Consider the following 19,958-nt stretch of genomic DNA (forward strand, 5'->3'; position numbering starts at 1 on the left):
TCCTAATCAGCTCACCGGAATTGCAGCAACGCCAGCACAGGGAAATGATCAGAAGGGAATTTGCCAAAATAGGTATCAGTAAGTATGCCCCACTGCACTGCCCTGAATGCATTATTAACAAAGATGTGATCTATCACTTCATTCCCTTTCAGCGCTCTACCCCAGCCATTGAACGAAGTATTATTGGCATAGGGAAACTGCACATCCGAATAACTGTCACGCAACCATCCTGACCTGATCACGGTTTGATACCATCCGGATGAGCGGCTTCCATTCAGATCACCGCAGAAGATCACGGCAGCGTCACCGGCAATCGATCTGATGCGTTGCAATATAAGTTTGCTGCTTTCCTCACGGGCAACAACGCCTTCATGATCAAAATGGGCATTAAAGCAAAAGAATCTTTTGCCTGATTTCCGGTGGCGGAGTTCCACCCAGGAGCAGATCCGTTTACAACATTTTGCGTCCCAGCCCATACTCGGCGTGTCGGGAGTGGCCGAAAGCCAGAAATTACCGGAACGCAATAGTTCAAAAACGGACCTTTTATAGAATATGGCACTGTGTTCACCCGCCTGCCGGCCGTCATCGCGGCCGGCACCAAACCGGTCATAATCCCTGAGAGAATCCTGCATCAGCTGAAGCTGGTGTTCCAGGCCTTCCTGGGTACCGAAGAGATCAAAATCATGATATCGTACAAGGGCGACCAGGTAAGGTGATCGGTCCTTCCATAGGTTGCCGGAATCACCCGGGTTGTCGTAACGGATATTGTAGCTAGCCATCCTGATCGTCTGGGCAGACACTGAAGAAAGTCCGGAACTACCCAAAAACAGGAGGCTGAGCAGTACCTGGAGTAAGCGCTTTTTCATATCCAAAAGTACATTCCACGCGGTCCAATTATCGAAAGTCTGAAATAATTATCCACAACAATTTGCCATTTTTACGCATAAAACCAGCTCCATAACGAGTTTGGATCAGTGATTACCCTTAGGGGGTATTGCGTGAACTGTTTTTTCTCTCTACATTTATCCCGCTTACCGCCTTATCGAAAAATCCTGTCAAAAACCGAGCAAATTCATTTCCTGGAACGACCTGAGTATCGTAACCATTAAAACACCACGAAATGAATCTCAGATCTACCCTACCATTGCTTGGCTTACCCGCCATTTTATTATTCTCCTGCACGAAGACTGACCAGCTCCTTAATCTCGAAGAACTCGCTCTTAAGAAATCCGGTGACAAAAAACAGGTAAAATGCGTAGATGTTGATGGCAACAGCTACAGGACCGTGAAAATCGGCGACAAAGTGTGGATGGCAGAAAATCTTCGCGTTACCCGATACAGGAACGGACAGGCAATTCCGAATGTGAGCAACGCAACAGAATGGAAAAACACCATTACAGCTACCACAAAAGGCGCATGGTGTTACTATGATAATAACACGTCCAACAATCTTCCCTACGGCAAATTATACAACTGGTACGCTGTAAGCGATACGCGCGGGCTGGCACCCAAAGGCTGGCACATTCCCACTGAACAGGAATGGATCGAATTGGGTCGTGCACTGGGTGGTTGTGAAACTGCGGCCAGTAAGATGAAGACCACGGGTAACCTTACTGCAGGCGATGGTCTCTGGCAGGCACCCAATGATGACGCAACCAACAGCAGTGGCTTTTCTGCTTTCCCGGCGGGCGACAGAAACTCAGAAGGCGTTTTTGCCGGTAAATCACAGCGTACAAGATTCTGGACAAGTGTGCAGTGGGAAGGAGATCCCTCCATGATCTATTGCCTCTCGACCAACATGTTTGCCGGCAACCCACTGTTGGTTAACAACGACTATGATATAATTGGTTATTTCAGCTCTTATGCAGCTGTAGGCGGTCTTTCCGTGCGATGCGTAAAAGATTGACCTTTCCGTATAAATACTGAACCAGAAAACATTTTTCCTGATTAGCTTGCTTCCGGATAATTTTTGGGATGCAACAAACGGATACCGCTAATCATTGAACCTGCCTCTGATCCACTGAGTTAAACCCTTTTTCTTAAAGGGTTTTTTTTATGCCCGTATTTATACTGAATGGCGAGTCATGATTTATTTACACCTTGCCGTATGACCAGTAAACCACTAACAGAACTTACTGAATCCGTCAGTGTGGATGACGCTGCTGACATGACCCGCAGGTTCCGGCGTGATTTCAACCACCTGCTTCTGCCGGATTTTAAATACAAGCACCTGGTAGCAGAATCCGAAAGTTTTGACCGCGCCCGGATTGAAGCCCTGCTGGCCCAGCCCGGATGCGCGGGTATCAGGTTGTATTCCGCCATGAAAGAGAATGGTGAAGTGCAACAAATCGTGATCGGCTATGACACCCAAAACAGGGACATGCTGGAGGCCGGATTGCTGATGACCGATAGCCGAAGATGTCCACCCGATTGCGGACCGGATTCCCGGTTGAACTCCTGAACATGTATTCCCTTATAGCCAGCATTTCCGGATTAAGTGTCCTGATACCTGCCACGATTGCATTTTTCTTCCGGAAGAAAATCCTTCCGGAATACCGGCCATTTTTCTGGTGCATCCTGGTATCTTGTATAGTAAAACTGACTGTATCGGCCTGCTGCGTATGCCTGCCTGCCGATCTCACGGTGATCTGCAACCTCTTGTTATTACCGGAAGCACTCCTGTATACCTGGCAGTTCCGCCGCTGGAAACTATTTCACCGCCAGCCCCGGCTTTTTACCGGCGTAGTTTGCCTGCTGCTGGCCGGATGGATGCTGGAACCCTTGATTTCCGGGCACCTCGGCGGCAACCTTACCTGGTTCAACCTGTTGTATGCACTCGTGGTGGTCCTGATGTCGGTCAGGTACCTCAATCAGATCTTCCTGTCGGCACATGATGACCTGCTGCAACATTCAGGGTTCATTATTGCCGCCGGCTTCATTATATATTTTACCTGCCAACTCCTGGTGCAGGCGTTCTGGATCTCGGGTCTCAATAATTCTCCTGATTTCCGATCACAGGTTTATGTAATTTTGAACTTTATCACTATTTCCATTAACCTGCTTTTCGGCTACGCCCTTATATGGACGGACAGGAAACAACCTTATACCAGGCTATACTGATTGTTGCGTGCACCCTTGGCGTTATCCTGCTGTATTTTTTTATTACGCTGTTGCGGCAACAGCGCATCAACCGGAAATTATTCAACGAGAAACTGCGCACGGAGATCCAGACCCTGGAGAAAGAGCGCAAGCGCATGGCAGCCGACCTTCACGATGAACTTGGCCCCAGCCTGCTGGCCATTAAATTCCAGACCAGCAGCCTCGACCTTCCGGACCAGGATGACCGGGAAACGATGCGCGCCGTTCATGAACAGATGGACCAGTTACTCGGCAGGATCCGGGAAATTTCGGGCGACCTGTTGCCTGTAGCGCTTACCAGGAAAGGTCTGCCGACTGCAGTACAGGAATTCTGCAAAGCCATATCGAACAGCTCGGGTCTGGAAATTCGGTTAGACATGGGGGATATGCCCGGATTGGCAGATGAATCCCGTGTACATCTCTTCCGGATCGTGCAGGAAATCATTCACAATACCATCAAACACGCAAGGGCATCCATACTCGAAATCAGCTGGCAACACCGGAACAATCAGTTCACGCTCCTCACAAAAGATAACGGAACGGGATTTAATCCCGACCAGTTCGCCCAGATGCCCGCTGGCCTGGGACTGAACAATATTGTAAGCCGCGCGGAAATTCTCGGCGGGAAGCTGTACCTTGACAGCGCACCGGGTAAGGGAACCAGTTACCGGATCGTATTGCCCTGCTGATTCAAACCTCGAAAATACCATGTCGCACCCGATTCGTTTGATCGTAGCCGATGATCATGAGCTATTGCGGTTAGGCTTTCAGACCATGCTGCGTAAAGAGAAGGACATTCTTTTCATTGATGAGGCTCAGGATGGACAGGAACTGGTTCAAAAGGCCGTGTTGCATCGCCCCGACGTGATCATTACAGACATCAATATGCCACGAATGGACGGCATTGAAGCTACCCGCCAATTGCAGGACATCCTCCCGAATACACCCGTTATCGCACTGACGATGTTTGATGAAGACAGCCTTATTGTCGAAATGCTGGAAGCAGGCGCCAAAGGGTATATCGTAAAAAATACCGGTAAAGACGAGATCATTTCAGCCATTCATACGGTGATTTCCGGGGAACCTTATTATTGTATAAAAACAACTGCAAGACTGGCGGGCCTGATCGCAGGGAGTAAGTTCAATCCACTAAGAAAAAAAGCCCGTCCCGAATTCACGGAAAGGGAAAAGGAGATCATCCTTTACCTGTGCCAGGAAAACTCTAACAAGGAAATCGGGGAAAAACTGGAACTGAGCCAGCGCACTATAGAAACTCACCGCGAACGGATATTCGAAAAGATGGATGTGCGAAATCTTGCCGGTCTGGTAGTCTATGCTATTCGCAATGGGTTGTATAAAATTTAGGCCGGAGTTTTTTTTCCTGCAGCGGAAGCAGTCCACGGTAGACCGCCTCAAGTTGGGGAACTATATTCTCAGGATAAAATGCGCGCACCAGTCGAAGGGAAGCTTCGCTATGTTCCTTCAGCAGCGCGTTATTGCCTTCATACCGCTGGATTGCTTTCAGCAACCCCGCTGCATCTCCCTTTTCAATCAGGAAGCCATTTACATTGTGCTGCATGATCTCGGGAATGCCGCCAACCCTCGAAGCAATCACCGGTAAGCCATGACTCATCGCTTCCAATATGCTGATTGGTAGGCCTTCATTATGTGACGGCAGGATATAAACATCGGCAGCATCAAAATAGCCGTTCTTTTCACTTTCGGTTATCCAGCCACGGTAGTCAATGATGTTCCGGAGCTGGTATTTTTTAATAGCAGTTTTCAGGGAATCTGTTTTTCCAGCACCGCCCAGCCGGAATACCACTTTACCTTCCAGCTCATCCTTTTTTTCTTTCGCCATCTCCACCAGGTCGAATACACCTTTTTTGCGGTCAATCAATCCCATAAACAGCAACTCCAGCGGACGATGCGCTACGCGCTGCTGTACCTGGATCTTTTTGTCAGGCGGGGCGATCATGTTATAGACCACGCGGATCCTCCGCGTTGCAAACTTTTTGCTGAAAGCCTCTTTCCAGTATGGCGTCAGGCAAATCACGGCATCAGCCCGCTCAATCAGGTAACGGCAGAGTTTCCGGTATACCCCCGAACCGGCATCATACTTTGTCAGGTACTCTGAAGAGTGGATATGGTAGATGATCTTCTTTCTGAAGAAAAACCTGCCTGTAAAAGCAATCACTGCCTTCCTGTAAACACTGGCACCATAAGATCCATGTATATGTAGTATTTTGATCGAAGGCCTTGTAACGAGCGTATACCACAAACGCAGGTAACCCCGCAGAAAACAAATTATCTTTCCGAGTGAACTTAGTGGACGATGGCTACAGATAGACTGGAATTGCGGAAGGAATCTCTGGTAAGACGCAATGACTGCACCGATCCCTCCCCGAAAATCGACGTGGTCCTCTCCGATCTGGAGGACTTTGACAAATACAGAATTTTCTCCCCTTTGCATGCTGGTTCCCGGTTTTCTACACATTAAAAAAAACCATACCACCTACTTGCTACTAAACAGGATGTTTTCCGACGAACAGGGTTGAATTAGGGGGATTGCCCTTTAAAAGTACAACATTGCAATGGTACCACAAATAGCTTTTACCAGCATCAGACCATCTACCACGACCAGGTAGAAAAGCAACGAACGCCGTTTTCGCAGAGAGAAGGCCGTTAGAATCAGCGACAAAAAGGGTAAAATGTTGAGACCAATCCTTACCGGGTGGAAATGGCGGCTGACAGCATAATAGATGAAAGCGCCCAGCCCCAGCACTGATAAGGGTATGAGGACGAAATAGATAGTCTTTCGCAGCCCCAGTCTTACCACAATCGTCCTGATATTCCGACGGTGATCTTCAGCAAAGTCTTTCACGTCAAACATGATACAGAGCAACGTCACGAACATGAAGTTTTTCAGGAAGAGAAAAGACCCGATCAGGGTTATTGGGTATTTCGATGAATGACTGATTTCATAGAACCATGGAGGATAAATCGTCACCCAACCTGCCCATGTAAAGCCGATCACAAATGGCTTCAGCCAGCCGATCCGCCGGAGGTTGTAGGCGCCGAATAACCAGGCAGAGCCATAGTACAGGGCAGCTGTGAGCGGAAATACACCGATCAGCAGCCAGTCTTTCAGGGTACACGCTGCCAGCGAAGACGCATGTCGCCAGGCAAATGCTGCAAGTGCCACTGCCAGGGCAAGCGTAAACAAGACCTGCTGAATAGTGAGCCACCGATGATGCCGGTGATACCAGCGGTTCCGGGCATGCACAGCCAGGCTGGCCGGACGAATAATGTAGGGATGGCTGTAGAACAATACTGTACCCAGAAACACCAGCACATAGTAAGGCCAGCTGTTCAGGGGATATTGCTGCTGAAGACTTGCTTCAACGGATAGCGCGATGGCACAACAGCCATAAAAATAATTCCCGTAAAAAAATCCGGTCACCAGGGGAAGTTGCCGCAATCCGGCCCATACGGAACGCATGGGACGAATTTATTGCATTACCACCAGTTATTCTGTACGAAGACTCTTGACGGGATTAGACATCGCCGCCCGGATCGCCTGGTAACTTACTGTAATTACCGCAATTGCTACCGACAACAGGCACGCCACTGCGAAAACCCACCATTGAATGTCCACCCGATAATTATAGTCCTGGAGCCAGTGATGCATCGCCCACCATGACAGTGGCGCAGCGATCAGGAACGCTATCACCACCAGCTTCACAAAATCTTTTGACAACAAAGCGGTAATGCCGCTTACCGATGCACCCAGCACTTTCCGAACGCCAATCTCCTTGATCCGGTTCTCAGCCATATAGGTCGCCAGGCCGAACAGTCCCAGGCACGATATAAAAATCGTCAGGCAGGCAAACAGTGCGGCAAGTGTACCCTGCCGTTCTTCATTTTCAAACTTGCGGGCATACTCCTCATCTACAAACTGGTATTCGAAAGGATATTCCGGGTTGTATTTTCTGAAGATGGCTTCTGCATTTTTCAGGTTCTGTGCTGTCGGACGCGCTCCGTTCAGTTTGATCTGCATGGTCTGGAACCAGTCGTTTTTGGCGCCCGAGATCAGCATGGGCCTGGTTGGCTCGTAGGGATTCGTCAGGATAAAGTCTTTGATCACTCCTACAATATGCCATTCGATGCCGTTGTCTTTCACAATCTTACCGATAGGATCCTTGAATTTCATGACCTTCAGGCTCGACTCATTGATGATCATCCCGGTAGAATCTGTGGGGAATTGCTTCAGGTCAAAATCCCTGCCCATCACAAACTGTAAACCCACGGTTTTTCCCAGTCCCTCATCGGTCACATACCGCGCGAAATCTGTTTTATCATTGGGATCCTTTCCCTCCCATTCCTGGCCCCAGCCATCACTCCAGCTCTCCGTCATCGGCGCACTGGTTTTGGCCACTGACAATGCGATACCGGAACTGATCAGTTCATTTTTGATCAGCGCGTAATTCTTCGGAATATCCCCCGTCATGAAATGATACACCAGGTTATCCTTGTTATATCCCGCTTCACGGTTGCGGGCATAATCAATTTGCTGTTTGACGATGATGGTGCAGATGATCAGTATGATGGCAAAGGTGAATTGCAGGATCACCAGCACTTTCCGGGGAGTGATCAGGGCATTCACTTTCCGGAACGTCCCCTTCAACACTTTCACCGGCTGAAAGGAAGACAGAAAGAATGCCGGGTAACTGCCGGCGAGTATACCGGTCACCAGTATAAAGCTTCCAATGGCCGTCCATGTGCGCCAGTCCGCAAAATCAATGAAAAGCTTTTTATCGGTAAGCCGGTTATAGGCAGGCAGACTGAATTCGACAATTATGATCGCAAATATCGCCGCCACAAAGGCAAGGATGATCGACTCACCGATGAACTGCGAGATCAGCGAACCGCGGTTCGCTCCCACCACCTTACGGATGCCAACCTCCTTGGCCCTTTTTTCACTTCTTGCGGTACTAAGGTTCATGAAATTGATACAGGCGATCAGCAGGATAAACAAGGCGATGGTACCGAACAGTTTTACAAAAGTCGCCCTGCCGCCGTTGTCTTCAGCGCCGTCGGTAAAGCTGGAATACAACCGCCAGCGACTAATGGGATAAAGAAACATTTCCCACTTGTCTTTTTTGGCTTCTTCTTCATACTGCTGCTTGAGCACTTTCACTTTCGGCGCAACAGAAGCCAGGCTGGTATGTTCTTTCAGCAACACATAAGTGCGCGTGCTGTTATTTCCCCAACTGGAATCATCTTCCTGGCGATGAATCAGGTATGACCAGGGCAACAGGAATTCAAAGTTAAAACGGGTATTGTTGGGCAGGTCTTTCATTACTGCCGTAACAGTAAAATTATCCTTGTTTTCCACTTTTACAATCTTGCCTACCGCATCCTCGTTGCCAAACAGCGCTTTAGCCAGCTTCTCCGTGATCACGATGGAATACATGCTGTTGAGTGCCGTATGCGGATTCCCCTTTACCAGCGGAAAACTGAACATTTGCAAAAAGCCGGTATCCACCATATTGCCGCTTTTTTTGATCCGCTTATCCCCCACGGAAAACAGGAAACTGCTCGGCCAGTTGACCCTGACAGAACGTTCAACTTCCGGCAGATCCTTTTCCAGCGTACGCCCAAGTACTTTCGGGGTTGTATTCCAACACCACAATTTTCCGTCAAAATGCGCACGGTTCCAGGCCTCATAGATCCTGTCTTTCTTTACATGGAACTGGTCATACTCCACTTCGTTCTGAATCCAGAGCAGAATCAGCATCGCACTTGCCATACCAATGGCAAGCCCGATGATATTGATGGCTGAAAAACCTTTGCTCCTGCGAAGATTGCGGAAAGCAACCTTAAAAAAATTTTTGATCATGGGTGGCAGTTGTGCGTTTGGACGTCTGAATCTACGAATATATTCGTGCTACAGTATTAAGCCTGCATGAATATTACGGGGTGGGACGCGCCATAGAAGGAAAAGTTACAGTCCGGGAAAGAATTCCCCCACTAGATAAGTATATGGTTGTAATGCGCTGTGTTCAACCGCCACAAACTTCCATTCCCAGCACCCCGATTGTGAGATCACCTGTACCCGGGATGAGCGCTGACCGCTTATCGGGCAGCCTTTCGCATCTGGATCAGCAATTGGCTGAAACCGGCTTTCTCGTAAGCACGGATGGCATTGCTGTTGCCAGCATATACCTCCAGGCGCAATTCCTGTACGCCATTCTCTGTCGCCCACCGGCTCAGTTCATCCAGGATCAGCCGGTTGATGCCGCGCCCCCGGTATTCCGGTAACACATACATAAATCCCAGGTAAGCCTGCCGATCATGCAGGAGATAATGCCGGTCAGCCGCTTCAATCCTGGCATAGCCTGACCCAACCGGGATGCCCCCTGCCATGGCGATCACCAGCCGGATCTCCGGCGCAGTAAGCATATACTCAAGATTGTAATACAGGATCGGATCAGGCCGGATCGTATGATCGTACGGGCGTTCCGCCGCGATAACGCCCTGCTCAAACGCACGCAATATTTTCAGGTCGTCTTCAGTTGCTTCCCTGAGTTGAACCTGGTCTTCGGAACTGTGCCGGATCATATCAATTTATTTACGAATTGTATCACTGCATTTTCTATAGGCAATTAATTTTTAATTTAAACCAGATTGCTGAAACTGACATCATGATTGCCATTTTTCTTAACCGGCTGTTTACCGTTATACTGTTGTTCCATGGAGCTGATTCCGGCAACAACGATCCTGACCCGTTGGCTCAACTGCTGGCAAAAGTGTCGGCATATCACAGGAATTTCCCCGGAGAGAAAGTATTCGTTCAGTTTGACAGAACCTGGTATAGCGCCGGCGATACAGTATTCTTTAAGCTGTACACGGTCACTGCCGAAAAACATGAACCCACAGCTATCAGCAGGATAGCCTACCTGGATTGTTACAATTCCGCAAATGAAAAGATCCGGTCCATGACATTGGCTGTATCAGATGGCATTGCCTATGGCAGCATACCGCTGGATGGCAAGTTGATTACCGGCCCACTCCGTTTCGTGGCCTATACCGCATGGATGCGGAATTTCAATCCTGTCTTCTTTTTCGACCGGACCATGCGCATTGCGGCAGTGCATCCCGCGAAGAAAAATCAGCCGGAGGCCGCACCTAACGAAACTTCCGTTTTCATCGAAGGCAACAATCTTATTAACGGACAGCCTGCCCGCATCGCGTTTCGTAGCAGTAAAGCCACTGGCTGGAGTGTTCCCGCTGCAGTAACCCTGGTGGATAATCTCGATCGCATCGTCACCACCGCAACAGCGGGGCATGCCGGTATCGGGCATTTTGATTTCCTTCCGCAGGCAGACCGGCAATACAAAATAATCGTCCGCTACCCCGACAACAGCATTGCCCACAAAAACCTGCCGGCTGCAGCCAGGGAAGGCTACACGCTTGCCATCAGGGATGGAGACAGCGGAAAGCTCGTGATCCGCGTCGCAGCCAGCTTCGGTACTGCCGGGAAACCATATATACTGATTGCTCAACAACAGGGGAAAGTGGTGTACATTGCAAGGAACACAGCCGATTCAGCTGGCATCACCGCCGTCCTCTCCAAGCGGCGTTTCGCACCCGGCATCCTGCAATGGACCCTGTTTGACCAGAACCTCCATCCGGTTGCAGAAAGAATGGTATTCATCCCGCCGAGGGACAGCCTGCAATTCAATCTCGAACCAGACAAGCCCATATATGCCACCAGAAGTAAAGTCACCTGCCAGCTGACCGTCAACGACCACCGCGAAGAACCCGTGCTCGGCAGCTTCTCGGTATCGGTCACCAGTGTAAAAGAATTGCCTGCCCAGGAAACCCGCGCCCTCCCCATCACAGCGGCGATGCTACTGCTCTCTGATGTTACAGACTATATAGAAAACATCCACCATTATTTCCCGGCAGATGGAAGCACCGTTCCCCCGGGAGACCTTGACGACCTCATGCTTACCCATAACTGGAAGCAAATACCCTGGAAACAGCTTTTGTCCGATAGTCTTCCTCCTGTTTCCCATTTGCCTGAGCAGTCGCTATTTATCAGCGGAACCCTTATTTCAAAAAACCGGCAGCCGGCTCCGAATGGAAAGGTCAGCCTCGTCTCCACCAGCGGTACCAATATCGCATTGGATACAATTGCCAATGAAGAAGGCAGGTTCCGGTTCGGCCCGCTGAGTTATGTTGATTCCCTTACTTATGAGATCCAGGGCGCACCCGCCTCCGGAAGCAGTCCGGTTTACATTGTTCCGGATACGATTGTCCCCTTTAAGCCCGGTAAAAATCCGGCGCCCCTCACTGATGATGCGGACACCGCTTTTTTACAATTCCAGCTGCGGCGGCAGGAAGTAATGGCATTATCAGGTAAAGGAAAAGGGGCTGATGACGTAAAGCTCTTAAAGGCGGTGGAAGTGAAAGGAAAAAAATTATCGGCGACAGAAGAAGCCGTAGCCCCTTCCAGCAATCTGAACGGTCCTGGAAAAGCTGACCAGGTTGTAACCTACCAGCAACTGGAATATTGCCATGATTTCGGCATGTGTGCGCAGGGGTTGTTGCGCGGCGTGATCATCAAAAACGTTTTATGGCCACCGGGCGACCGTAACGCTACACCCGTGTTGATGGCATATTCCAGCGGCGCCCCCGCTGATCGCCCCATGCTGATCATCCGTGACGGCGTTGAACTGCCGCTTACCCAGACCGGAACAGATCTGAGGAATATCAATGGCCAGGACATTCAAAGCATTGAAGTATTGCGGAGTGGTGCCTACACCAGCGTATATGGTTCCAGGGGAGCTTATGGCATCATCATCATCACCACCAAAACCGGCGCCATCGACTATAATGCCAAACAAAAACAGGCTATCAAAAATGTCGTGAAATCTTCCGCTACCACGGGCGCCGCACAGGGATATTACCTGAGCCCGGCATTTCGCGGACCGGACTACTCAGCAGTAAAGATGTCTCCGGCTCCCGATTTTCGTACCACCCTTTACTGGGAACCGAATCTCGTAACAGATGACCAGGGCAAGGCAACCTTCAGTTTCTTCCATTCTGATGAAAAGGGCAGGTTCCGCATCACGATTGAAGGCATTACGGAATCCGGAAAGACAGGCAGGAAGGTATTTTATTATGAGGTAAAATGACACCATGAAAAACCTTTTGCTGATGTTGCTGTCTCTCATATCCATCAGGATTTCCGCGCAAGACCTCGTGAAAGGAAAGGTGCGCAATGAAAAAGGCGAACCCCTGGAAAAAGCAAGCATCTATATCCCCAATAGTTCCAGGGGAACATTAACAGACAATGAAGGGAATTTCATGCTCGGAAACCTTCCCGAAGGAAACTTCACACTGGTTATCTCCTCTATTGGTTACGAACTGCTGGCAACAACAATTACGCCGGCACAAAGAAACAGGTTGCTGCAAATTGATCTTAAAACCAAATCGACGGGCCTGAATGAAGTGGTTGTAAGGGAGCCGGACAAAGGAGGCTGGCTGAAATGGGGAAAGTCCTTTATGGATGCTTTTATCGGGACTTCCTCTTTTGCCCGATACTGCCTTATACTGAACAAAGATAAAATACACTTCGTGCACGACCGGGAAAATGCCCTGCTGATTGCCTATGCCGATGAACCGATCCAACTGGAGAACCGGGCATTGGGATACGCGGTCACCATTGACCTGACGGAATTTGTGCTGCAACTGGATAATGGTGTGACAGACTTTCAGTTTTATACCCGCTATACACCGCTGGAGGGAACTGAAGACGAAATTGTGACATGGAAAGAGAACCGCGAATTCGCTTACGAATATTCCCTGCAGTATTTTCTAACGCTCCTTGCGGCTGATAAATTCAGCAGCAAATACGAGCTCCATCAACTGATCGTAACCGAAAACATTGAAAAGCAGCGCGTGCAAAGGGCGATCCGCAATAACAATGACTGGAAAAAGATGCCTCGGGATACGGTAAGATATTATGAAACGGTGCTCGGACAACCCGACCGGGAAACACAGCAGTCTCCCGAGCCTGTAACGTTTGACCAGATCGCGCGGCGCTCGGGAACATCCACATTGGTACAGTACCGTGACTACCTGCTGGTAAGATTCAGGCGGAAAAGAACACCAGCGGAATATCAGTTGCACCTATCCGAAAAAATGAATACCGGGAAGCTGAAACCCAACCAGGTAGTACAGCACGTTTCGAACGAAACACCCGTTTCCGAACTGCTGTTGCTGGATAACGCGGTACTTGAAATTGACCAGGACGGCTATTTTCTTTCTACCCAACTCTATTGCAATGGCTTCTGGGGCTGGTGGGAAAAGCTGGCTACAAGGCTACCGGTGGAATACCGGCCATGATGTACTACAGAAGCATCCCTTTTCTTGTTTTTTACGTACCTTATAAGACCCGAAAATCTGGATTATGAAAAAATGGTTTCCATTGTGCATGGGCCTGTTGCTGACGGCTTGTATCACAGTGAATGCACAACAAAATGACACTTCCGGGTATAGCCCGTCCGGAAAACTGGTAACACTGCGCAATGAGGTAAATCTTAAAGCAATCCGCAACTTTGAAAGGGATTATGGTAATGCAGTTAACGAGGTATGGTACTGGAAACGCAACAGCTGGTACGCCCTCGCTTCCCTCAATGGCAAAATCATACAATGCCGGTACACTCCTGCCGGCCGCTGGATCAATACCATATTAGGTTATCCCGAAGAAATGCTCGACCGCCAGGTAAAAAGGGAAGCAAAAATCATGTACCCAGGCTGCAGGATTCTGTGGGTGAACGAAAGAAGGGATTTCTCACAAACCATCTTTTTTATGACCGTAGCTTATGGAAACCAGCTGCGGCATATCCACTTTCTCAATGACACGATCGAAGTGGACGAAGCCATGACGCTTGAAATACCCATTCCGTTGTAAGTTATTCCCCCAGCCAGCGTTTGAAATCAGCAGCTTTCAGGCGACTGATAATGATCTCTTCATAAGCGATCGGTTTAACCTGCACGCGTAATTTCCCGGAGAACCAGGCATGAACGCGATCAATACTTTCGTATCGCAGCACAAATTGCCGGTTTGCGCGAAAGAAGCTTTTTTCGTCCACCTCAAGCTCAATATCTTCCAGGCTCTTGTCAATTACGAAATCCTCGTTCTGCACGGTCTTGATGAATTGCAGCTTTTCCTTCTTATAGAAATAGGCGATCTGATCTGTCGCTACAGATATGAAACGTGTTCCCTGCCTGGCGAGAAAGCGGTCGCGGGAAGCTTTTATTTCACCAGTCTGAAGGCTATGCAATACCATTTGCAACTGGCGCGAAAAATCGTTTTGCCTGCCCAGGTGAAATTTCCTGAACTTAAGCATCGCTGATTCCAGTTCTTCACGCTGCAATGGCTTGAGCAGGTAGTCAACGCTGTTCAGCTTAAAAGCCTTCAACGCATATTCCTGGTAGGCAGTAATAAAAATGACCGGACACTCCAATCTAAGCTGGGAAAGAATATCAAGACTTTTTCCGTCGCCGAGCTCAATATCAAGAAAAATCAGATCAACTTCAGGGAGGTTGGAGGAGACCTTTCTGAATTGCGCAACACTATCGATGGTATCAACTACCGCTATCTCCCGGTCCAGTTCCGACAACATGCTTTTCAACCGGCGTGCAGCAATCAGCTCGTCTTCAACGATCAATACTTTCATAAGAATAACGTTTCACCAGCGGGAGTGTAACCACAAAATGGCTTCGGGAAGAAGAAATCTCCACTGGCGGCAGGTTTAACAATGCGAATTTCTTTTTCAGCAGGGGCAGCCCCTTTCCGGTTCCGGAGACACTGTCGCGCAGCTGGATATTGTTCATGATACACAGGCTGTTCTCTTCCTCGTCAAGCGTGACCAGAAAATTCAGCGGGCGCGCCTGTGTCATAGCATTATGCTTTACGGCATTTTCCAGAAGAATCTGGAGACTCAGCGGGGGAAGCTCGAACCCCTGGTCGCCGGGGATGTCAATCTGCATATGAAGGGCATTGCCATACCGGGTTTTCAGCAGTGAAAAAAAAGCCCGCACGAACCGGACTTCTTCCTCCAATTCAATCAGCGTCCGGTCATTTGCTTCCAGCAAGTAACGATAGATATACGCGAGTTTCTCCGTAAAGTCGATAGCATCCTTTGGTCTGAGTTCAATCAGTCCGATCAGCGTGTTCAGGGTATTGAACAAAAAATGAGGTTGGATCTGTACTTTCAGCAGGTCAAGCTGTACCTGCATATTGATCTTCTTCAATTCCTCTGCTTCATTCCTTGCACGGTTCCATTCAACAAAAAAATAAGCGCCTTCATATACTGCAGCCTCGAGAAGAATAAATAACATGCACACCCCGATCGTATACAGGTAATTTCCCAGCGATGCCACCCTTACTCCCCACACGAGGGTAAGATCTTCGAGGTACACCCGGGCACATCCCAGCAAACAGGCATACGGAATGAGGATCAGGAGCTCCCACATCACCCGGCTGCGCAGGTTGATCAGGCCCGGCAGGCGCCTGCGCAACAAGAGAATCACCGCCCTGGTTGGTTCCCAAACCAATACCGAAAACAGGATGGTGATGAAAACGATCTTCAGCTGCAGCTGGGCTACCTTCCAGGTAAAAAGCATATCCATCATAAAGAAGATGAAAAACAGGGAGGTAATGACCAGGTAGCCGGTTAATCGCAGCCGCTTCTCATTCATGCCATTTTTATTTGTAAAAATAAAGGGAGTGCTCCCGTGACTCAAGTGATCTATCACGGTTTATGCCCGCTTATCAGACATTCCGGGCTAAGCTAACCGCTGTTCTCTGTACTTTCTGCCGGATGCAGCGGAAATGATCAATCCGGCAGCTGAACTGTCAAAGGCTGTACCTGACTTTTAACACCGGATTCCCACACTTCAAAAGAAAAATAAGACGTTTCACCGAAATCGGTCACCAATGCATGCACCGGTGCAGTAATTTTAATTCCTCCGCCGCCCTTCATCCCCCTCCATATGCATAGAAAATACACACCTTCTGTCCAGACAGCAGCCCTGGTGTACCGGGATCATCGGTTTAATATTGAATACTTCTACCGGCACGGAAGTAAAGACATTATCGTGTTTGCGCATGGCCTGGGTGGTTGCAAGGAAAATTTCTGGGAAGCAGTAAAATCAGAAGCCCTTTGCAACAATACACTGATTGCGATGGACAATCCGGGTACCGGAAATTCTACCTATTACGATCACCTGTGCTGGAACATTGATGACCTGGTCAATGTCATGGAACTATTTATAACGCACCTGGCACTGGACAGTTTCTGGCTCTGCGGTTCCAGCATGGGCGGATTGACCACGCTGCGTTACCTGAAAGGAGCCAATGCCCACAAGGTGAAGGGATATATCAATATTGAAGGTAACCTGCTTGCTGAAGACTGCATGTTTTCTGCAAAAGTGGTGCGGCACGACTGGCCAACATTTCAACAGCAAATCTTTGACAACACTGTCCGGGAAATGAAGTCAAAAGGAAATACAGGCTACCATATCATTGCCAACAACCTGCAGCTGAATACTGATGTTCATGCCTATTATCAGTACAGCTTCCAGACAGTTGCCTATTCTTCGACAGGAGAGCTGCTGCAGCAATACCTGGCCCTGGAACTACCGGCTTTGTTCATTTATGGTTCAGCGAACAAACACCTCTCCTACCTTTCGCTGTTGAGGGAACAGGGCAAACAGGTCGCTGCCATTTCCAACAGCGATCATTTTGTTTTTTATGACAACCCTTTTGAACTCTACCAGGTGATCGGCAACTTTGTTCAACAGCACTCCTGCAGCACTGTTATTCCCGGTTATTGTAATTAGCTTTAGCCGATGGAAAGTTTCGGGCAGAAAGTCATTCGTTTTCATCAGCAGCTGGTTTATACAGGGAAAAAGCTTCCGGAGGGCATCCGCATCATGAATCCCTTTCGCGAGTCCCTGAAAGCTCCTGCCATCCTGGAAGCATTCGCAGCAAAATTCCTGCATACCGGTGACCAGCGGCATATCCTGCTCGGGATCAATCCCGGGCGATTTGGCGGCGGCATAACGGGTATCCCCTTCACCGATCCTAAACGGCTAAAGGAGGTTTGCGGCATTCCTTATGACGGCCCGATGGCACATGAACCCTCTTCGGTATTTATTTACGATATGATTGCGGCATATGGCGGACCGATCGACTTTTACAACCGTTTTTACATCAACTCTCCCTGCCCGCTGGGATTTGTGCAGGAAAAGGACAATGGCAAAGAGGTCAATTATAATTATTATGACAGTGCGGCATTGACAGCAGCCGCACGGCCATTCATGATCTCCAGTCTCCGCAACCTGATCGCATTGGGAATATTCACAGATACAGCCATTTGCCTGGGTACCGGGAAGAATGTGAAATTTCTTCAGGGGCTGAATGATGAATTCGGCTTCTTTCAAAAGATCATCGCACTGGAACATCCACGCTATATCATGCAATACAAAAGCCGGGAGAAGCACTACTATATTGATAAATACCTCACAGCTTTACAATCAATGTGACTGCTGTTCGATGGCGTTGTGGTAAGGCAGGTACATTGGCAGGGCCGCTGAGCCATACCAGCCGTAGCTCTCCGCAACCAGCACTCCCCGTTTGATCGCAGGGTCAGTTTGCAGCAGGGCAGTCGCCTCTTCTACAGTTTTCACGTTCAAAATGAAAATACCCCGGTAGTTTTTATCATTCTTTTTAAGCGGTCCTGCAACGATGAGTTTTCCTTCCTTTGCCAGGCGGCCGATATTTTCCATATGGCCCCTGAAAAGACTGTCCACTGTTTCTTTGGCCGGATTCCCGGTGCCGGATTTTAGCATCACCAGAACGTAGGACTTCATACCATAGGCATCGGCACCGAGGGAATCGGCAAGCTTCTTATCAAAACCGGCAGGCTGTGCGAACGCGGTCAGGCCAGTACAACAACAGCAGGAAAGAAAGATTAGTAAGGCTTTCATGTTGAATGATTGTATCTGAAAGCTACAGAATAGTTGCCGCAAACGCCCGGTCGGTGCCACAATATGGGGAACAAGGTTCCGCCATTCAGATTTCTGTTGACCTTCGTGCCGCAGCTGGCCCGGTTTTATTGCTTTCAAACAAAACTTATTTTATGTCAACAGCAACAATGTCCCCCGGTAAAACGGGCAATGTGGAAGCAATTGCGAATAAGCTTCGCGAGTATTGTGTTAAAGGAGATTTTACCGATGCCCAGAAAGCGATGTACGCTGATGATGTGGTCAGTACAGAACCTGAAGAAATGAAAGGCTTTTCCAAAGAAACCAAAGGAAAGAAAGCCGTAGCGGATAAAATGGATAAATGGCTGAGTTCGGTGGACAAGGTTCATCGTGTTGATGTATCCGAGCCACAAATCGCCGGAAATGCATTTTCCTTTGTCCTGCAAATGGACCTTACCATGAAAGGGCAGGAAAGAATGAGCATGCCGGAAATCTGTGTTTATACTGTGAAAGACGGCAAAGTCGTTTCCGAACAATTTTTCTGGTAACGCAATCTTCAGAAAAGAGTAACAAACAAGGGAAGCAGCTTCAGGCTGCTTTCTTTTTACCAGGCAGCTTCGCCTTTTGCCAGCAACTCCTCAGTTTCCAGCATTCGGTATGCAACTCTCTTCTTTCCGCCAGCGAGATCATATGCGGATTCGACTGCGGCGCGGGACTGCGACGGGAATATCCGTTGCAGTTGATCGATTGCCTCACTCCTGCGGAGCCCGGCCAGAAATTTGTTCATCGATATCCTAAATACATGATAAGCGTGCAACACTTGCTGAAACGCCTGTGTCAGCCTGCAAAATCGAATCCATGAACAGAAATTTCACCTTGGGCATTTACCTTCCCGCCTTGGTGCTGCTGACTGCTTTTTTTTCCTGCTCCCGGGAAAATGACCCCGGTCCCCGCAATCCGGATCAGCCGCCGCCGGTAAATGGAAAATTGTTACGTTTCCTCACCTGGAGTGAAGGCGTGGAGGCAACTGCGGCACTCCACTATTCGGAGGATTCAGCGCTGCAATATATCGCCTACGTTACGCCGGCACAATATAAAGACACCACTTTTTTTGACTACGGCGAAGCCGGTGTACAGACCATCTGGAACAAACGCTCCGGCGAAATAGCGGAATACATTTACTATCCCTCCGGCAAGGTCAAAGACGCCCTGCTTTCAGACTACTGGACAACGGCATTCACCCAACTGCATTATAACTATGCGGGCAACGGCAAACTGGCTGACCTGACATACTACCGGGTTACTGATGGACAAAAAAAACTGCAGTGGCGATCGGTATATTTTTACGGAAACGATCAGCTGCCGACGCATATCGTTTCTACGGATTTCAACAACCACAGTATCCGCTACGATTTCGAGGCTTACACACCAGCCTGCAGTTACAATCCATTTGTACTGATACAAACCACAGATCTGGCACCGTTATATGAAATCTACAATCAGCCTTTTCTGCAGGAACTTGGTGGCCGGCTTCCGGCAAAAATCAACAAGTCTGCAGGTGGCCAGGTAGAAATGATAATTGAAAACACTTATACGATGAACGATCGCCACCCGGTAAAATCTGAAGTACGCACATCCTACCCCGGTCATCCCGAGTACAACGGGGGATATAACCTGGATTTCGCCTATTGATTTTTACGGGTAGTATTTGCAGATAAAAGAGTATATTTAAGTACCCTCCCTTTGAATAC

At 48.8% G+C, this 19,958-nt stretch carries 21 protein-coding genes; 12 read left to right on the forward strand and 9 right to left on the reverse strand.

The features are described 5' to 3' along the window. Positions 1–11 precede the first annotated feature (11 nt). The gene (locus FPE01S_RS20030) at positions 12–866 is read right to left on the reverse strand and encodes an endonuclease/exonuclease/phosphatase family protein (protein ID WP_046370873.1); all 855 of its coding nucleotides are present in this window, start codon (positions 864–866) and stop codon (positions 12–14) included. A gap of 254 nt (positions 867–1,120) precedes the next feature. On the opposite strand from FPE01S_RS20030, the gene FPE01S_RS25165 reads away from it, so the two are divergent. The 5 genes from FPE01S_RS25165 to FPE01S_RS20055 all read left to right on the forward strand — a co-directional run bounded on the left by FPE01S_RS25165 (position 1,121) and on the right by FPE01S_RS20055 (position 4,503). Then, the gene (locus FPE01S_RS25165; RefSeq protein WP_052956054.1) at positions 1,121–1,906 is read left to right on the forward strand and encodes a fibrobacter succinogenes major paralogous domain-containing protein; all 786 of its coding nucleotides are present in this window, start codon (positions 1,121–1,123) and stop codon (positions 1,904–1,906) included. A 201-nt stretch (positions 1,907–2,107) separates the two neighbouring features. After that, positions 2,108–2,461, forward strand: a complete 354-nt coding sequence (locus tag FPE01S_RS20040) for a hypothetical protein (protein ID WP_046370874.1) — start codon at positions 2,108–2,110, stop codon at positions 2,459–2,461. Between the two features lie 2 nt (positions 2,462–2,463). Continuing rightward, a complete protein-coding gene (locus FPE01S_RS20045; protein ID WP_046370875.1) occupies positions 2,464–3,120 on the forward strand; it encodes a hypothetical protein in 657 nt (218 codons plus the stop codon). Beyond that, entirely contained in the window at positions 3,081–3,827 is a 747-nt protein-coding gene (locus tag FPE01S_RS20050) for a sensor histidine kinase (RefSeq protein ID WP_046370876.1), read from the forward strand. Before FPE01S_RS20045 ends, FPE01S_RS20050 begins: the two co-directional genes overlap by 40 nt. A gap of 19 nt (positions 3,828–3,846) precedes the next feature. After that, positions 3,847–4,503, forward strand: coding sequence for a response regulator transcription factor (locus tag FPE01S_RS20055; protein ID WP_046370877.1), 657 nt, complete (start codon positions 3,847–3,849; stop codon positions 4,501–4,503). On the opposite strand, the gene FPE01S_RS20060 is transcribed toward FPE01S_RS20055, so the two are convergent. The 4 genes from FPE01S_RS20060 to FPE01S_RS20075 all read right to left on the reverse strand — a co-directional run bounded on the left by FPE01S_RS20060 (position 4,475) and on the right by FPE01S_RS20075 (position 9,762). Then, complete coding sequence (locus tag FPE01S_RS20060; protein WP_072054025.1) at positions 4,475–5,611, reverse strand: glycosyltransferase family 4 protein; 1,137 nt, start codon at positions 5,609–5,611, stop codon at positions 4,475–4,477. The genes FPE01S_RS20055 and FPE01S_RS20060 overlap by 29 nt on opposite strands. A gap of 102 nt (positions 5,612–5,713) precedes the next feature. Continuing rightward, complete coding sequence (locus FPE01S_RS20065) at positions 5,714–6,640, reverse strand: UbiA prenyltransferase family protein (protein ID WP_046370879.1); 927 nt, start codon at positions 6,638–6,640, stop codon at positions 5,714–5,716. 27 nt (positions 6,641–6,667) lie between these two features. Further along, a complete protein-coding gene (locus FPE01S_RS20070) occupies positions 6,668–9,040 on the reverse strand; it encodes an ABC transporter permease (protein ID WP_046370880.1) in 2,373 nt (790 codons plus the stop codon). Between the two features lie 236 nt (positions 9,041–9,276). After that, entirely contained in the window at positions 9,277–9,762 is a 486-nt protein-coding gene (locus FPE01S_RS20075) for a GNAT family N-acetyltransferase (RefSeq protein ID WP_046370881.1), read from the reverse strand. An 83-nt stretch (positions 9,763–9,845) separates the two neighbouring features. Here FPE01S_RS20075 and FPE01S_RS20080 point away from each other — a divergent pair, with 83 nt between their 5' ends. From FPE01S_RS20080 to FPE01S_RS20090, 3 genes are all read left to right on the forward strand, one after another. After that, positions 9,846–12,344, forward strand: a complete 2,499-nt coding sequence (locus FPE01S_RS20080; protein WP_046370882.1) for a TonB-dependent receptor plug domain-containing protein — start codon at positions 9,846–9,848, stop codon at positions 12,342–12,344. Positions 12,345–12,348: 4 nt separating this feature from the next. Then, the gene (locus tag FPE01S_RS20085) at positions 12,349–13,557 is read left to right on the forward strand and encodes a carboxypeptidase-like regulatory domain-containing protein (RefSeq protein ID WP_046370883.1); all 1,209 of its coding nucleotides are present in this window, start codon (positions 12,349–12,351) and stop codon (positions 13,555–13,557) included. A gap of 64 nt (positions 13,558–13,621) precedes the next feature. Next, positions 13,622–14,125 (forward strand): hypothetical protein, encoded by a 504-nt coding sequence (locus tag FPE01S_RS20090; protein ID WP_046370884.1) that lies wholly within the window; start codon positions 13,622–13,624, stop codon positions 14,123–14,125. Position 14,126: 1 nt separating this feature from the next. On the opposite strand, the gene FPE01S_RS20095 is transcribed toward FPE01S_RS20090, so the two are convergent. Both FPE01S_RS20095 and FPE01S_RS20100 read right to left on the reverse strand, forming a co-directional pair. Next, a complete protein-coding gene (locus FPE01S_RS20095; RefSeq protein WP_046370885.1) occupies positions 14,127–14,894 on the reverse strand; it encodes a LytR/AlgR family response regulator transcription factor in 768 nt (255 codons plus the stop codon). After that, the gene (locus FPE01S_RS20100) at positions 14,875–15,918 is read right to left on the reverse strand and encodes a sensor histidine kinase (protein ID WP_046370886.1); all 1,044 of its coding nucleotides are present in this window, start codon (positions 15,916–15,918) and stop codon (positions 14,875–14,877) included. The genes FPE01S_RS20095 and FPE01S_RS20100 overlap by 20 nt, the downstream gene beginning before the upstream one ends. Positions 15,919–16,212: 294 nt before the next feature. Here FPE01S_RS20100 and FPE01S_RS20105 point away from each other — a divergent pair, with 294 nt between their 5' ends. Together FPE01S_RS20105 and FPE01S_RS20110 are read left to right on the forward strand one after the other, a co-directional pair. Next, entirely contained in the window at positions 16,213–17,061 is an 849-nt protein-coding gene (locus FPE01S_RS20105) for an alpha/beta fold hydrolase (RefSeq protein WP_046370887.1), read from the forward strand. Between the two features lie 9 nt (positions 17,062–17,070). After that, positions 17,071–17,766, forward strand: a complete 696-nt coding sequence (locus tag FPE01S_RS20110) for a uracil-DNA glycosylase family protein (protein WP_046370888.1) — start codon at positions 17,071–17,073, stop codon at positions 17,764–17,766. On the opposite strand, the gene FPE01S_RS20115 is transcribed toward FPE01S_RS20110, so the two are convergent. Next, complete coding sequence (locus FPE01S_RS20115; RefSeq protein WP_046370889.1) at positions 17,758–18,210, reverse strand: YciI family protein; 453 nt, start codon at positions 18,208–18,210, stop codon at positions 17,758–17,760. The genes FPE01S_RS20110 and FPE01S_RS20115 overlap by 9 nt on opposite strands. Positions 18,211–18,362: 152 nt before the next feature. Here FPE01S_RS20115 and FPE01S_RS20120 point away from each other — a divergent pair, with 152 nt between their 5' ends. Next, positions 18,363–18,755, forward strand: a complete 393-nt coding sequence (locus tag FPE01S_RS20120) for a nuclear transport factor 2 family protein (protein WP_245624032.1) — start codon at positions 18,363–18,365, stop codon at positions 18,753–18,755. Positions 18,756–18,811: 56 nt separating this feature from the next. Here the strand turns inward: FPE01S_RS20120 and FPE01S_RS20125 are convergent, their stop codons facing one another. Beyond that, a complete protein-coding gene (locus FPE01S_RS20125; protein WP_046370890.1) occupies positions 18,812–18,994 on the reverse strand; it encodes a hypothetical protein in 183 nt (60 codons plus the stop codon). Between the two features lie 71 nt (positions 18,995–19,065). Between FPE01S_RS20125 and FPE01S_RS20130 the strand changes: the two genes are divergently transcribed. Beyond that, positions 19,066–19,899 carry a hypothetical protein gene (locus tag FPE01S_RS20130; RefSeq protein ID WP_157474113.1) on the forward strand — a complete coding sequence of 278 codons (834 nt, stop codon included), beginning with the start codon at positions 19,066–19,068 and terminating at the stop codon, positions 19,897–19,899. Positions 19,900–19,958 lie beyond the last annotated feature (59 nt).

The organism is Flavihumibacter petaseus NBRC 106054 (assembly GCF_000974785.1).
GTDB lineage: Bacteria > Bacteroidota > Bacteroidia > Chitinophagales > Chitinophagaceae > Flavihumibacter > Flavihumibacter petaseus.

What these genes read in the sequence shown, in the direction of transcription:
- FPE01S_RS20080 (WP_046370882.1), top strand. Translation starts at nt 9,846, where the DNA reads ATGATTGCCATTTTTCTTAACCGGCTGTTTACCGTTATACTGTTGTTC.
- FPE01S_RS20070 (WP_046370880.1), bottom strand. Translation starts at nt 9,040, where the DNA reads ATGATCAAAAATTTTTTTAAGGTTGCTTTCCGCAATCTTCGCAGGAGC.
- FPE01S_RS20060 (WP_072054025.1), bottom strand. Translation starts at nt 5,611, where the DNA reads ATGCAAAGGGGAGAAAATTCTGTATTTGTCAAAGTCCTCCAGATCGGA.
- FPE01S_RS20130 (WP_157474113.1), top strand. Translation starts at nt 19,066, where the DNA reads ATGAACAGAAATTTCACCTTGGGCATTTACCTTCCCGCCTTGGTGCTG.
- FPE01S_RS20095 (WP_046370885.1), bottom strand. Translation starts at nt 14,894, where the DNA reads ATGAAAGTATTGATCGTTGAAGACGAGCTGATTGCTGCACGCCGGTTG.
- FPE01S_RS20100 (WP_046370886.1), bottom strand. Translation starts at nt 15,918, where the DNA reads ATGAATGAGAAGCGGCTGCGATTAACCGGCTACCTGGTCATTACCTCC.
- FPE01S_RS20120 (WP_245624032.1), top strand. Translation starts at nt 18,363, where the DNA reads ATGTCAACAGCAACAATGTCCCCCGGTAAAACGGGCAATGTGGAAGCA.
- FPE01S_RS20050 (WP_046370876.1), top strand. Translation starts at nt 3,081, where the DNA reads ATGGACGGACAGGAAACAACCTTATACCAGGCTATACTGATTGTTGCG.
- FPE01S_RS20065 (WP_046370879.1), bottom strand. Translation starts at nt 6,640, where the DNA reads ATGCGTTCCGTATGGGCCGGATTGCGGCAACTTCCCCTGGTGACCGGA.
- FPE01S_RS20125 (WP_046370890.1), bottom strand. Translation starts at nt 18,994, where the DNA reads ATGAACAAATTTCTGGCCGGGCTCCGCAGGAGTGAGGCAATCGATCAA.
- FPE01S_RS20045 (WP_046370875.1), top strand. Translation starts at nt 2,464, where the DNA reads ATGTATTCCCTTATAGCCAGCATTTCCGGATTAAGTGTCCTGATACCT.
- FPE01S_RS20115 (WP_046370889.1), bottom strand. Translation starts at nt 18,210, where the DNA reads ATGAAAGCCTTACTAATCTTTCTTTCCTGCTGTTGTTGTACTGGCCTG.
- FPE01S_RS20075 (WP_046370881.1), bottom strand. Translation starts at nt 9,762, where the DNA reads ATGATCCGGCACAGTTCCGAAGACCAGGTTCAACTCAGGGAAGCAACT.
- FPE01S_RS20055 (WP_046370877.1), top strand. Translation starts at nt 3,847, where the DNA reads ATGTCGCACCCGATTCGTTTGATCGTAGCCGATGATCATGAGCTATTG.
- FPE01S_RS20110 (WP_046370888.1), top strand. Translation starts at nt 17,071, where the DNA reads ATGGAAAGTTTCGGGCAGAAAGTCATTCGTTTTCATCAGCAGCTGGTT.
- FPE01S_RS25165 (WP_052956054.1), top strand. Translation starts at nt 1,121, where the DNA reads ATGAATCTCAGATCTACCCTACCATTGCTTGGCTTACCCGCCATTTTA.
- FPE01S_RS20105 (WP_046370887.1), top strand. Translation starts at nt 16,213, where the DNA reads ATGCATAGAAAATACACACCTTCTGTCCAGACAGCAGCCCTGGTGTAC.
- FPE01S_RS20090 (WP_046370884.1), top strand. Translation starts at nt 13,622, where the DNA reads ATGAAAAAATGGTTTCCATTGTGCATGGGCCTGTTGCTGACGGCTTGT.
- FPE01S_RS20085 (WP_046370883.1), top strand. Translation starts at nt 12,349, where the DNA reads ATGAAAAACCTTTTGCTGATGTTGCTGTCTCTCATATCCATCAGGATT.
- FPE01S_RS20040 (WP_046370874.1), top strand. Translation starts at nt 2,108, where the DNA reads ATGACCAGTAAACCACTAACAGAACTTACTGAATCCGTCAGTGTGGAT.
- FPE01S_RS20030 (WP_046370873.1), bottom strand. Translation starts at nt 866, where the DNA reads ATGAAAAAGCGCTTACTCCAGGTACTGCTCAGCCTCCTGTTTTTGGGT.